The organism is Paenibacillus sinensis (genome assembly GCF_019904155.1).
Classification (GTDB): Bacteria; Bacillota; Bacilli; order Paenibacillales; family Paenibacillaceae; genus Paenibacillus_AQ; species Paenibacillus_AQ sinensis.
This window is the reverse complement of record NZ_JAHCMB010000221.1, coordinates 1-13,465: the sequence shown is the minus strand read 5'-3', so window position 1 is coordinate 13,465 and position 13,465 is coordinate 1. Positions and strand designations below refer to the sequence as shown.

General features: G+C 52.0%; 10 protein-coding genes and 1 pseudogene. 8 read left to right on the top strand and 3 right to left on the bottom strand.

Annotated elements, in window-relative coordinates; translation table 11 throughout:
* The first annotated feature begins 492 nt into the window (after positions 1-492).
* The 5 genes from KIH86_RS26515 (at position 493) to KIH86_RS26495 (ending at position 7,896) form a co-directional block, all read left to right on the top strand.
* On the top strand, positions 493-2,319 hold the full coding sequence (locus KIH86_RS26515; protein WP_223081510.1) for a sensor histidine kinase: 1,827 nt from the start codon (positions 493-495) through the stop codon (positions 2,317-2,319).
* Complete coding sequence (locus tag KIH86_RS26510) at positions 2,312-3,928, top strand: helix-turn-helix domain-containing protein (protein ID WP_223081511.1); 1,617 nt, start codon at positions 2,312-2,314, stop codon at positions 3,926-3,928. The genes KIH86_RS26515 and KIH86_RS26510 overlap by 8 nt, the downstream gene beginning before the upstream one ends.
* Positions 3,929-4,239: 311 nt before the next feature.
* Positions 4,240-5,208: an ABC transporter permease gene (locus KIH86_RS26505; RefSeq protein WP_223081512.1), complete on the top strand. Its 969-nt coding sequence runs from the start codon at positions 4,240-4,242 to the stop codon at positions 5,206-5,208.
* A gap of 40 nt (positions 5,209-5,248) precedes the next feature.
* Positions 5,249-6,199, top strand: coding sequence for a carbohydrate ABC transporter permease (locus tag KIH86_RS26500; RefSeq protein ID WP_223081513.1), 951 nt, complete (start codon positions 5,249-5,251; stop codon positions 6,197-6,199).
* A gap of 113 nt (positions 6,200-6,312) precedes the next feature.
* Positions 6,313-7,896, top strand: coding sequence for an ABC transporter substrate-binding protein (locus KIH86_RS26495; RefSeq protein WP_223081514.1), 1,584 nt, complete (start codon positions 6,313-6,315; stop codon positions 7,894-7,896).
* Positions 7,897-8,074: 178 nt separating this feature from the next.
* Here KIH86_RS26495 and KIH86_RS26490 read toward each other — a convergent pair whose 3' ends face one another.
* Both KIH86_RS26490 and KIH86_RS26485 read right to left on the bottom strand, forming a co-directional pair.
* Entirely contained in the window at positions 8,075-8,359 is a 285-nt protein-coding gene (locus tag KIH86_RS26490) for an alpha/beta-type small acid-soluble spore protein (RefSeq protein WP_223081668.1), read from the bottom strand.
* Between the two features lie 158 nt (positions 8,360-8,517).
* Positions 8,518-8,880, bottom strand: a complete 363-nt coding sequence (locus KIH86_RS26485) for an ArsR/SmtB family transcription factor (RefSeq protein WP_223081515.1) — start codon at positions 8,878-8,880, stop codon at positions 8,518-8,520.
* A gap of 148 nt (positions 8,881-9,028) precedes the next feature.
* Between KIH86_RS26485 and KIH86_RS26480 the strand changes: the two genes are divergently transcribed.
* The 3 genes and pseudogenes from KIH86_RS26480 to KIH86_RS26475 all read left to right on the top strand — a co-directional run bounded on the left by KIH86_RS26480 (position 9,029) and on the right by KIH86_RS26475 (position 12,548).
* Positions 9,029-10,432 carry an MFS transporter gene (locus KIH86_RS26480; RefSeq protein ID WP_223081516.1) on the top strand — a complete coding sequence of 468 codons (1,404 nt, stop codon included), beginning with the start codon at positions 9,029-9,031 and terminating at the stop codon, positions 10,430-10,432.
* A 340-nt stretch (positions 10,433-10,772) separates the two neighbouring features.
* A pseudogene (locus KIH86_RS29915) lies at positions 10,773-11,141 on the top strand (S-layer homology domain-containing protein); the annotation flags it as partial.
* Between the two features lie 81 nt (positions 11,142-11,222).
* Positions 11,223-12,548, top strand: coding sequence for a hypothetical protein (locus KIH86_RS26475; protein WP_235775618.1), 1,326 nt, complete (start codon positions 11,223-11,225; stop codon positions 12,546-12,548).
* Between the two features lie 618 nt (positions 12,549-13,166).
* Here KIH86_RS26475 and KIH86_RS26470 read toward each other — a convergent pair.
* A partial coding sequence (locus KIH86_RS26470) for a DUF3139 domain-containing protein (protein ID WP_223110757.1) occupies positions 13,167-13,465 on the bottom strand: 299 nt, incomplete at its 5' end.

Sequence of the window (13,465 nt, the reverse complement as noted above, 5' to 3'; positions counted from 1 at the left end):
CTTAGAAGGATGTATCTTACTTTGTGCTCCGTAACATTTTTCTTAATCAACTTGACGTATGAAACTAACTATAGAGCAATGGGTGCAGATCGTTCGGAGTTCTTTAAAAAGGCTTACGATTTCTGTACGCATGAACGTTTTTTTCAAACTTCCAGCGATGTTGACCAGGAGATCGCAATAATTCACCAATTTATGGTGAAGCGGATGAAATAGCTGCGAATGTGTCTGCATCTACAGGGATTCTTGAAAGTGGACAAACACCTTGCAGATGCAGCCTCTTCCGAAGTAATGACTACCAATTAATTTGATAAGCATATACGTTATTACAGCCCCTTCTTCCACGGATTCATCCTGAACCTCCCGTAAAATCCTTAACCCACATCCCCCAATTCGACAGCATTAATGCTGTCGAATTTTTTTGTATATTGCCGAATTTTCTGATTTTGAGGTATCCTATAATGAAAATCCTCAATGGGCAAGGAGGGAATTCGAATGCGATCCTGGCAGTCCGTGCGATTCCGCATCGTCTTCGGGTTTTTCCTTATTGTTGCTCCGCTGGTCCTCTTCCTGATCTATAACAATCTGTACGCCGCAAGAATCGTCCGCGAACAGGTCTCGACCAACTACGGCAATCTGCTGGATGTGGAGGTCAATGCCAACGACACCATGCTGAAGAGCACCTTTGATTTCCTCATTCAGCTGGGAACGGCCAATGACTCGGAGATTCTGTCGCTGAAGACGCTGCCGGTGACTGACCCGGATTATACACTCGCGAAGGTCCGGCTCAGCAACCGGTTCGCGCTGGATACGAGCTATTACAAGATGGTCGATACTTTTTACGTCTATCTGACCAAGGAGAGCAGCTACCCCCTCTTCGCCACACAGAACAACGCCAAATCAAGCGAGCTGAGTACTCTGCTTACGTCATACAGTGCCCAATTCTTCAAGGAGGGTGCGCCTCTCAGCGACAAATGGGAAGCTGTCAGACTTCCCGGATACGGGATCAATCTGATTAAAGCGATTGACATCGACTTCGGAATGCTCGACGGCGCGCTCGTCCGGATCGACACCCTGAACCAGACCATTGCGAAGCTTGATGTCGGTCCGCAAGGCGCGGTATTTGTGATGGACAGCCAAGGCAACCTGCTCTCCTCCAAAGGGCTGCCGGACAACCTCGATGGCGGATTCCAATCGGCCATCCTTCACATGAAGGACCGCGAGGGAACGATCAAGTGGAAGAACAAGAACTACCTCGTGCTAACTCGGAATTCGCAATATGCGGACATTCGCTACGTCATTGTGACGACGGAACCGTATATTCTCAAGAACCTGCCTTTTCTCCAGAAAATGCTCTACTACTGGATACCGCTGCTCTCCATCGCGGTTGTCACCGGCTATATCCTCTACCTGCGCCGCTACTTGTTCCGCCCGCTCGCAAGGCTTGTTGTCGGCATGCGCCGGCTCGGTCATGGACGGCTTGACGTCCGGCTGCCCGCTCCGTCCAGCGCTTCCGAATTCTCCATCATGACCAAGACGTTCAACCAGATGGCCCGCCAGATCGAGGAACTCAAAATCGATGTGTATGAGGAGCAGCTGCGGGTGCAAAAGGCGGAGTACAAGCATCTCCAGATGCAGATCAACCCGCATTTTTACACGAATACGCTCAATATTATTTACAATATGGCTGCACTCAAGGACTTCAAATCGGTGCAGAAAATGACCCTTCATTTGGCCAACTACTTCCGCTTCCTGATGCACGGCAACCGGACGACGGTTACGCTGGAGGAGGAGCTTAGCCATATCGGACATTACATGGAGATCCAGAAGCTCCGCTATGTGGACATGCTCGTCTTCGAAATCGAGGTGCAGCCGGAGCATATGGCGCTCACTATCCCGCCGCTTCTGCTTCAGCCATTCGCCGAGAACGCCATTCTGCACGGCTTGACGCGACGGCAGCAGGACGGCATGCCGTTCCGGATTTGGATCAAGTCCGAGAATGAGGACGGCGATCCGGTGCGCATCGTACGGATCACCATCGCCGACAATGGTCCGGGATTCCCCCCGCATATGCTGGAGGAGCTTGAGAGCGGAACGTATACGAACGGCACCGGCGAACAGCATCTCGGCATCTGGAATGTCCTTCACCGGTTTCGGATTCTGTACGGCGATGTGGGGGGCATTGCTTTCCGAAACGGCGATCATGGAGGGGCCATTGTCGAGGTGAGGCTGCCGATTCACCGGCCCGCCCCTTTTCAGGATAACGGATCGACCGATCAGCATCCTGACGGAGAAGAAATGGAGGAAATGGACGATGTATAACATGCTGGTCGTAGATGATGAGATATATGCGCTCAAAGGAATTACGCAAGGCATCGACTGGAGCGACCAGCCCCTGTCCGCCGTTCTGGAAGCCGGCAGCGTCAAGTCCGCCATGGAGATCATGGAACGGCAGCCGGTCGATCTTGTCATCTCCGATATCGAGATGCAGGAGACGAACGGGCTTCAGTTGCTGCGCTGGATTCACGAGAAGTTCCCGCACACGCTGGTCGTGTTCCTGACCGGACACGCAAGGTTCGAATACGCCCGCGAAGCGCTGCAGCTCGGCTGCTTCGACTATGCGCTGAAGCCGATCGACCATGAGCTGCTCAAGGAGATCGTCGCCCGCGCCTTGAAAGAAATTCAGGAGCAGAAGAAACGCGAGAACGTCGAAGCGCTGATCGAACAGCATCTGCTCCAGTGGAAGAACCGACTGCCCGTGCTGGTTGAGCGCTTCTGGCAGGACCTGATTGCCGGAAGAATATCGCTCCAGCCCGAGCGGCTGAACCGGCAGTTCGAGCTGTACGACATTCCGCTGAAGGCTGGCGGAAGGGTGCTGCCGCTGCTGCTCAGCATCGAGCACTGGAGCGTGGATATGAGCGCGCGCGATGAGACCATCATGGAATATGCAATCCGAAAGGCGGCGGCGGATATTCTCTTCGGCGAGCTGCCCGGCGTCGTGCTCCAGGACAGCGGCGGCCTGAACCTGATCCTGCTCTACTGCCCGGAGGACCCTGACCCTGATATGGATCGGCCGGAGCTCCTGAAGCGCTGCCGCCAATTCATGACCGCCTCCGAAGGAAGCTTTCACTGCCAGATTTCCTGTTATGTCGGCAGCCCGGCTCCTGTGGAGGAACTGTCCGGCGCCATCGACCGCCTGCTGCAGACGGAGCGGACGAATGTCTCCTCTCCGCAGTCGGTCATCGATGCAGCGCTCGTCTCCGATGCTGCCGCAACGGGCGGAGCCAGTGCGATGCCGAACCTTGCGGAGTGGGGAGAGCTGCTCGATCAGGGGCTGCAGGACGAAGTCATCCGGCAGCTGGAGCAGACGACCAGACGGCTGCAGGACGAGATGACGAGCCGGGAGACGCTGGAGCAGCTCTACTACGGCCTGCTGCACCTCTTCTACCAGGCCGCCCACCGGAAGGGGCTGTCCGTATACGAGGTGCTGACCGTGCAGGATCTGAACGATTCGCAGGCATCCAGGTCGCCACAGCATCTGCTGTCATGGGCTGCTCGCCTGGCTAGCAAAATCGCAGAGGAGTCCGAGGGCAAGCAGCGGGACTCATCGCCAATCATCGCCAAAGCCTACGCCTATATCCAGGACAACCTGCAGAGGGATATGACGCGCGACGATATCGCCGCCGTGGTGTCCCGGAATCCGGCCTATCTGTCGAGATTGTTCCGCAAAGAGACGGGGCTATCCTTGTCAGAATATATTACGCAGCAGCGGATAGAGCGGGCGAAGAATCTGCTTGCCGAGACGGATGACAAAATCAGCAGCATCGCGGAGGGGCTCGGCTATCTTCACTTCTCCTACTTCGCGAAGCTGTTCCGTAAGCTGACAGGCCTCACCCCGCAGGATTACCGCAAGAAATACCGGACGCCATAGCCAGCCCCAGCCAGCGCGCATTCCGAGCACGCCTCCTGATGCGTTCCGAGCATATATTCAGGGCGCGCATTCAGGGCGTACATTCAGCCGTAGAGCGAATTCCATCCGACAGGATGGATTACCGCCTCCACGGCTTTTTTGCCGTCTTGCAGAAATACATTCCATGTATATAACTCGTTATGTAAGTTATATTTCACAAAAGGTCACATATTTGCTATTCATGTCACACCAGTAGATAGAGGGGGCAGGGGAAGCTCTCTATAATGATGGATGTGGAGAGACATAACGAGATGAAAGGAAAGTGATCGCAAATGGAGCAACCTGTCAAGACAGCGCGACTGGCTCTCCCTGCTGCCGAGCAAAAGCAGAACGTCGGCTATTGGCGGAAGTACGGTGCTTTTTACCTGATGATGACGCCGGCGCTGATTTTTCTGCTGATCAATAACTATCTTCCGATGATCGGATCGGTCCTCGCCTTCAAGAACGTCAATTACCAGTCGGGCGTATTCAACAGCCCCTGGGTCGGCTGGAAGAACTTCGAATTTCTGTTCAGCACAAGCGATGCCTGGAATATTACGAAGAACACGATTATCTATAACGTGGTGTTCATTGTCCTGAACCTGATCTTCGGCGTCGCTCTTGCGCTTCTGTTCAATTCCATGCGCAATCCGAGACTCGCCAAGTTTCACCAGACGATGATGTTCCTGCCTTATTTCCTCTCCTGGGTTATCGTCACCTATCTCGTATATGGCTTTCTCAACCCCGAAATCGGCCTGCTTAACAAAGTGATTCTGCCCTGGTTTGGCATCGACAATGCTATTGATTGGTACTCGGACCCCAAATACTGGCCATTCATACTTCCGATCGTCAACACCTGGAAGGGCATCGGTTATTATGCGGTATTCTATTTGGCGGCTATAATCGGCATCGACAAAGAATACTACGAAGCAGCTACGATTGACGGAGCGTCCAAATGGAACCAAATCCGGACCATTACCCTTCCCTTGCTCCGGCCTATCGTTATCGTACTTACCCTGCTTCAGGTCGGCCGCATCTTCTACTCCGACTTCGGTCTCTTCTATCAAGTCACCCGCAACGCGGGAGCGCTATACGATACCACACTCGTTATCGACACCTATGTCTACCAAGGCTTAATCGTCACCGGTGACTTCGGAATGTCTTCCGCAGCAGGGCTGTATCAGGCAGTTGTCGGCTTTGTAGTCGTCTTTGTCAGCAACTTGATCATCCGGAAGATCAGCAAGGAAGACGCTTTGTTCTAAGCCCGGAAGCATCCATCACCAATACAGGAGGTTTCGCGACATGGCAAGTCCCGCATCGGCAACACTGGGCAGGAAGCCCAAGAACAAGGAATCGTCGGTTATGGATGTGTCCAAGCCAGCCAATCTGGCAATCAACATCTTCTTCTGGATCTATTCGGCAATCTGCGTCATTCCAATTCTGCTCGTGCTGATTGTCTCCTTCAGCGATGAAAAGATGGTTCTGGCTAACGGCTACAGCTTCTTCCCTCACAAACTGAGCTTGTCGGCCTATGATTTTCTGCTTAATGATTGGGTTAACATTGTGCGCTCCTACGGCATTTCGATTTTCGTTACGATTATCGGCACAGCTGCTTCTCTTCTAATCATGGCGCTATTCGCTTATCCAATATCCAGAAGGGATTTCAAGCAGCGGGGCACATTCTCGTTCATCATGGTGTTCACCATCCTGTTCAACGCCGGTCTTGTACCGTTCTATATGATGTACACCCAGTACCTGCATCTGCAAAATACATTGCTTGTGCTGATCGCTCCCTATCTGGTTCAAGGCTTCTTCGTACTCGTCATGCGAACTTTCTTCATGAACTCGGTTCCGTACGAGTTGATCGAGTCGTCTAAAATTGACGGAGCAGGCGAATGGCGGATTTTCGCTCAGATCGTCCTTCCCCTGTCCCTCCCTGTACTTGCCAGCGTCGGTCTGCTGTGCACGCTGAATTATTGGAATGACTGGTATTTGAGCATGCTGTTCATTAATGACAATATCCATATCAATATTCAATACCGCATGTACAAGGCCTTGCAGGACCTGCAATTTTTAAGCTCCAACTCGGCTGCTTACTCGGCGATTCTGAGAACGAACCCCGACTACCAGCTTCCCAGCGAGACTGTGCGCATGGCAATGGCTGTTGTCGGCATCGGCCCGATCATCTTCGCTTACCCGTTCTTCCAGCGTTACTTCATCGAAGGTCTGACTGTCGGAGCGGTAAAGGGATAATGCAGGGCGCTTAAATACTGGACGTTTAAAAAGATTCGCTTGCAGGCGAGCTCCATCCGGTTAACATCCGGTTGATCATAGCTACAAATCGTGAAACTAGGGAGGCAAACACAATGTTGAGCAAACGAAACAAACGCTTCAAGCGAGCGGTAAAGCCTTTAACGGCCGTCCTGCTCATGTCGATGGTGCTGGCAGCGTGCGGAGGCGGGGGAAACAGCCAGAGTAGTGACGCTTCCCCATCCGGAACAGCTTCGTCTCAGACTGGCACGAGCTCCGGCGCATCCGACCTGAAGCCGTATGAGATCAAGCTGCTCTGGGAGGGCTCGGCGCAAAAGGATACCGCTGCGATTGAAGCCAAGATCAACGAATACTTGCAGCCCAAGATCAACGCTACTGTAAAAATTACTTCGCTCGATTTTGGCCAATATGACGAGAAGATGCCGCTGCTCATCGCCAGCCGCGAACCGATGGATGTCGTATTTACGGCACAATGGAACGGCTATGCCAATAACGTCTCGAAGGGCGCCTTTCTGGCCGTTGACGACCCGAATGGCCCTGCCGGAAATCTGTTAGAGCAGTACGGCAAAGACATCATTAGTTCACTCGATCCAACCTTCCTTGAAGGCTCCCAGATCAACGGCCACACCTACGGTATTCCGACCAACAAGGAATTGGCAGCACAAGGCGGGGTCTTCTACCGCAGCGATATTGCGGACAAGCTGGGACTTACCGAGCAGTTGAACAATGTGAAGACGATCGCCGACCTCGAACCGATCCTTAAGACTGTTAAGGAGAAGGAAGGCTCTGCTTTTACTCCGTTATTCCTGACAGGCGAAGAGAATTTCAACAGTCACTACATGGCTCAGCTGGATTATTTGGGAGATAATGCAATCGATGGATTGATCCGCAAGGACGGCGATTCTACTAAGGTCATTAGCCGTTTCGAAGATCCCGGTTATATGTCAAACCTTAATTTGACGAATAAATTTTTCCAAGAAGGTCTTATTAATAAAGATGCCCCTACAACTTCGCTCGGCGTAACGGATGCCTTGAAGAAGGGCAATGTATTTATGGTTGTCGCGTCGATGATCCCCGGATACGATAAAGAAACCGCAAATGCTCTCGATATGGTAGGCAAGATTAAGATGCTCAATATCGGACCGATAACGTCATCCACAAGCGAAACTGCAGGCTCGATGCTCGCGATTTCGTCCACATCCAAAGATCCGGCCCGGGCTATGATGCTGATCAATTTGCTGCACTCCGATAAATACCTCAACAACCTGATCAACTTCGGCATCGAAGGCGAGCATTACGTGAAAGTATCCGATAATGTCATCAAGGCCGGACCTAAAGCTTCAGACTACTCTCCGGGCGTAGCTTGGGAGCTTGGAAGCCAGTTCCTCAACTATACGTATGAATCGGAAGATCCGGACAAGTGGAACGAGATGAAGAAATTCAACACAGAAGCTCATAAATCTCCGGCACTCGGCTTCATCTTTGACGTTGAGCCGGTCAAATCCGAGGCCGCTGTTCTGATCAACATCTCGAAACAGTATGCCGCCGCCCTCAATACGGGAGCGATCGACCCTTCGAAGGCGCAGGAATGGTACGACAAGGAGAAGAAGAACGGACTGGACAAGATTATTGCCGAGAAGCAAAAACAGCTCGACGCTTTTATTGCCAACAAGAAATAAGCTGGTAACGTCCGCTTCAGCTCGATTATCTGCAACTAAAGAAAATGGCGGCACGGGGTTCCATCCCTGTGCCGCCATTTGGCGTTCTGGTCATAACTAACTGTTTCGATTTTCGATGACGCCGGTGATCGCGCATATGAGTGCGCTTATTACCGCTGCCGTCCGTCCCCTGGCTGCCTTAAGATTGTTTGCCTTTCGCTAGCTGCTCCTGGGCAAGACGGATCATTTCGCGAACCATGGAGCCGCCGATTTTGCCGCCGATATGTCCGGCTTCCTCCGTATTCAGACCGCCGTTATAGCCTGGCTGCAGCGGCACGCCAATCTCCTTGGCCACTTCATATTTGACGTCATCCGGATGACTCGGATCAACGGCATAGCCTTCCCGCTTCATGACAGCGGCTTTAAAGCTCTGCATGTCCTGCTCAACGCCCGGAACGGCGTATCTTCTCTTGCGTCTTGCCATTTTGGATAGCACTCCCTCGATGTCTTTGTCCAATAACATGTGCGGAGCCATCCGTTTTTATCCCAATTACGCCCGATTTCGGCAGACATTAAAGAACGGCAGACGCTATTTCCCGCATCAACCGCTCTCGTCCGATCGCTTATTGCAGCAAGCCGGGCTTATTCCGCCGCACTAGAATTCTCATCGCTCTGCTCCTGCACGAACTCTGGCTGTTCCGTTTGTTCATACGCTTTCAATATTGAATCGAGCAGACCCGGGAAGCGTGCGTTCAAATCATCGGTGCGCAGTGACAGGATGCGCTGTGTACCCTGGACGCGGGTGAAGACGACCCCGGCTTCCCGAAGTGTCCGGGAGTGGTGCGACAGAGTGGACTTCGCGATCGGCACGTTAAAGCTGTTGCACGCCCGTTCGCCGTTATTATAAATTTCGGAAACCACCTGCAGACGAATCGGATCACTTAGCGCGTATAGGACGGAAGCGAGCTGAATGTCTTTGCGGTCCGGGTGATAGAGCAGTTTCATGGATCATGATCTCCTTTGCCTTGCAAATGGGGCAGGCTGGCATGAAAGTTCCTAATTGCATTTTACATGACTGCATGCTATATTTCAATTGTTCGTAATTAATCGAACTATAGAACAAAGAAATATAGAGAAGGAGTGGCTGTTCCAAATGAATCAACATTCAACCGTTTCCGAACCAGCGGAAAGCCTGGACTCCCCTGTGGTAGCCACTCTTCCACGGGAAGGGCTGCTCACCGCACTGTTCAGCATAGCCGTCGTGCTCGTTATTATGAATACGGCGATGTTCAATCTGGCGCTGCCCGATGTTACGGCTGCTTTCGGCATCTCGGCCTCTGCCGCCTCCTGGATCGTAACCGGATATTCGATCATGTTCTCGATCTCATCCATTACCTTCAGCCGGCTGTCCGACTTCATGCCGATCCGCCGTCTGCTCACCATCGGTCTGCTGACACTCGGAGCGGCTTCGGTAGGCGGCTTCTTCAGCAGCAGCTTCCTGTTCCTGCTCATTGTGCGGATCGCGCAGGCATCCGGCTCGGGCGCCGTCATCTCGCTGTCGATGGTGCTGTTCACTCGCTACGTGCCTTTGGACCGCCGCGGCAAAGCCATGGCCGTCATTATGTCGGCTGTCTCGCTCGGTCTGGGCCTCGGCCCGGTGGCCGGCGGCGCCATCGTCGAATATCTCGGCTGGCACTGGCTGTTCGCAGTGACGGCGGCCGTGCTGCTGCTGGTTCCTTTCTTCCATGCACTGCTGCCTAAGGAAGCGCCAAGCCAAGGCTCCTTCGACGGGCTCGGCGGATTGCTGCTCGGCATCGGAACCACGGGCCTGCTGCTGTTCCTGACAAGCGGCCTCTGGATCGGGCTGGCTGCCGGATTAGCCTCGCTGGCTATCTTTGTGTTCCGCATCCGCCGGGTACCGGAGCCGTTCATCCTGCCGGCCCTGTTCCGCAACCGTTCCTATCTGGTGCTGGCTCTGGTGGGGATTGCCTCCTATCTGTGCAGCTTCGCGACCTTATTCCTGCTCCCGCAGATTCTGATCCATCTCTTCGGCTTCAGCGCGAGCCACGCTGGCCTGGTCATCTTCCCCGGCTCCCTGCTTGCCATTATCGTCTCCCGCAAGGTCGGCCGGGTGATCGACCGCTACGGCAACGCCGGCATTCTCCTGTATGCGCCGCTGCTTGTCCTGGGCGCGACCGTGCTGTTCGCCCTGTTCGCGGGCCATTCGTGGATCGCCGTCATGCTGGTCTATATGCTCATGAGCTTGTCCTTCACCAGCCTGCAGAGCGGCGTATCGAACGAAATCTCCCGCATCCTGCCGTCCGGACAGATCGGTTCCGGCATGGGGCTCTTCCAGCTGCTGCAATTCGTCAGCGGCGCCTTCAGCATCGCGATGTCGGCAAGCGCGCTCGAATGGCAGCATGGCCTGCCGCTGTCAGACGCCTACGCCAACATCTACTGGGGCCTCTCGATCGCCGCGCTTGTTGCGATTGTATCGGCCTTCGCGTACCGCCGGAGCAGCCGGGCGGAGAGCCTCATCGATATGGCGGATGCTTGACGGCAGCATGATGCTGCGATATACGAGCAATTGATTGTTTACGGAAACCTGCTTGTGCGATTAGTCGCTTGGCAGGTTTCTTTGTTGTGTCCAGCGTGTTGAAAGTGTGGTGAACCAGCGTATGTAGGCGGAAATATTTCTGTTGCGTGGCGGATGTAGGGAGCGTACACCTGCAAATTCCAACAAATTTTATTAAAAAAATTATTGAATTCTGCCGATAAATATATTGTTACATATAAAGCATGGGTTTGAAGGAGCAGTAACGATTAACCCAGACAGCAGAGTCTAAGGAGGAGGATTTGTGAGAAAAAAATGGGTTGTTTTATTTTTGGTTTTACTAATGTGCACCTCTGGCATTGCGGTCTATGCGGAAGCGAAGACTTCGGCAGACTTCTCTGATCTAAAGGATTTGGACGCAGCTACGAAGGCAAAGTTTGATGCATTGATTTCAGCGGGTATATTTAATGGGGTCTCTGACACTAGTTTTGGATTAAAAGATGAGATGAATCGAGCGCAATTCGCGAAGGTAGCCAGTTTGATTTTCGGCCTTAACGTCGATACATCTAAAACAACTTCAAGCTTCTCAGACGTAAAAGCAGATGACGCTGCGAATGGCTATGCTCTGCCTTATATCGAGGCAGTTAAGGCCGCTGGTATCACTGATGGAATAGGAGAAGGTAAATTCAATCCTGCTGGAAAAGTTACGAAAGAACAATTGGCAACATTCTTGGTTCGCGGTCTCGGGGGTGAAGACCTAGCGAAGAAAACTGACGGAATGCAAGACAGCACAGTGTCTGGTTGGGCGCAAGGATACGTAGCGCTTGCTCTGGAATTGAAATTGTTAAGCAATGGCGCTGATGATACATTTGGCGGCAAAGCAAATGCTACGCGTGATTTGCTAGTTACCGGTGCATACGAAGCGAAGCAACAATATATAGCGCCGACACCAACGCCGACACCAACACCGACGGCAACACCAACATCGACGCCAACGCCGACACCGACACCAGCACCGACATCGACGCCAACACCGACTCCAACACCGACACCAACGCCGACTCCAACGCCGACACCAACATCGACGCCAACGCCGACTCCGACGCCGACGCCGACTCCAACACCGACACCGACTCCAATACCGACACCGACGCCGACTCCAACACCGACGCCGACTCCAACACCGACGCCGACTCCAACACCGACGCCGACTCCAACACCGACGCCGACTCCAACACCGACGCCGACTCCAACACCGACGCCGACTCCAACACCGACGCCGACTCCAACACCGACGCCGACTCCAACACCGACGCCGACTCCAACACCGACGCCGACTCCAACACCGACGCCGACTCCAACACCGACGCCGACTCCAACACCGACGCCGACTCCAACACCGACGCCGACTCCAACACCGACGCCGACTCCAACACCGACGCCGACGCCGACTCCAACACCGACGCCGACTCCATCCAATATCGCACTTGAGATTATTAATGCATCTGTTGGGACATGGATCAATGTTGATGAGACGACTTTTGCCGATGCAGGTATTACGGGCGTAACATCGTCGAACTTAGCAGATGTAGAAGCCGCATTGGACGCGAACGGAGCATCTCCATGGACAGTATCTGAAATTCAAGCCATTGTTAATGCGGTTATTGACGGTTTTACGAAGCAAGCGGCACTGGATTTGATCAATGCTGCATCGGAGTCGGGCATTTGGACGAACGTTAATGCGACGACTTTTGCCGATGCAGGTATTACGGGTGTCACATCAGAAAACCTATCTGCCGCCCAATACTACTTGGAAACCAGTCCAACGCCACTTCCAAGAACATCGTCTCAAATTCAAGCGATTGTTGACGAGGCGAATCAAGCAATTATGGTAACTGCAATCTATGATTATTTGAATCCTTTCGGTGGAGGATCTGCCCCTAACGAAGAAACATTCGCTCTCGCTGGTATAACCGGAGTGACGGCTTCGAACTTAAGTGAGGTCTTATCTGCCCTTGAAACGGCCTATCAGGAGTCCAGAAGCAATCCTTTGGAAACACCTATGTCTACAAAACAAGATATCCAGGACGTTGTTGACCTTTTGCTTATTCAACCTTAAGTTGAAGGCAGCTCTCAAGCGAGAAGATAATTCCAGCTAGAAAAATAACGGTGTAAGGGAGACGATCCCTTCACCGTTATTCTTTGTTTTTGGATTCAATTTCGGTCTCCCAAGCGAACAAGCATTTTATGGAGTGATGATCTCCTTGACCAAATCTCAGATACTGCTCATTACCTACCTAAAACCACATATGAACATCCTAACCTAGCACCTCAATCCTTCAGCGTTTAAACAGCTAAGGAAAGTGTTGCTGTCATTCATAGTGAAGAAAATTTCGCCCTATTTGTGTTACGGTTCACCGTAACATATATAAAACGAAATCAAAGGTTCCTACGAGAGGCAAATATTATAGTTGTAAACTTTTTAAAAAGGTGGTATTTCTTAAGCGATTTAAGAGTGTGGAAGACTATGCACTGTACGTTCGCCAATGCAAAAATCTAAGAGCGTCTTTGGACATATAAAGAATAACCAGCGATTCTAAAGAGTCTTGATTGAAGACTTGCCAGAAGTGAGCCTAGAGTGTTCGGGTGGCTTTCACTTGCCTATAATTTGCTGAAGAAAGCAACGGTGAAGCATAGAGAGCTTTTTCAAAGTCACCAAAAGCTAATATTCGGTNGTTCAGTTACTCTTCAAACGTGGATCCATATGCTTAAATTCATAACTGGTATCCCCTGGTACGTTATAAGTTGGCATACCGAATTGGACAATTTCACCTGAACTTCTCCTATAATAATACGTTACGTTAGGTTCATCCGCAAAAATAACTCTTGCCGAAAGAACAGGCGCTTTTGCTATCACTGTCTCAATTTTCAAAACCCCATTTTCATCTATCCCTTCCTCTATAAGGTATTTCTTCACATCTTTTTTTAGCTGCCATTCTTTAAGTTCTGAGAAAAGAAAAAAAGAAAAAATTACTA

Bases quoted from the DNA above. Each gene is read 5' to 3' on its own strand.
- KIH86_RS26515 (WP_223081510.1), top strand. From the start codon at position 493: ATGCGATCCTGGCAGTCCGTGCGATTCCGCATCGTCTTCGGGTTTTTC.
- KIH86_RS26500 (WP_223081513.1), top strand. From the start codon at position 5,249: ATGGCAAGTCCCGCATCGGCAACACTGGGCAGGAAGCCCAAGAACAAG.
- KIH86_RS26495 (WP_223081514.1), top strand. From the start codon at position 6,313: ATGTTGAGCAAACGAAACAAACGCTTCAAGCGAGCGGTAAAGCCTTTA.
- KIH86_RS26505 (WP_223081512.1), top strand. From the start codon at position 4,240: ATGGAGCAACCTGTCAAGACAGCGCGACTGGCTCTCCCTGCTGCCGAG.
- KIH86_RS26510 (WP_223081511.1), top strand. From the start codon at position 2,312: ATGTATAACATGCTGGTCGTAGATGATGAGATATATGCGCTCAAAGGA.
- KIH86_RS26485 (WP_223081515.1), bottom strand. From the start codon at position 8,880: ATGAAACTGCTCTATCACCCGGACCGCAAAGACATTCAGCTCGCTTCC.
- KIH86_RS26480 (WP_223081516.1), top strand. From the start codon at position 9,029: ATGAATCAACATTCAACCGTTTCCGAACCAGCGGAAAGCCTGGACTCC.
- KIH86_RS26490 (WP_223081668.1), bottom strand. From the start codon at position 8,359: ATGGCAAGACGCAAGAGAAGATACGCCGTTCCGGGCGTTGAGCAGGAC.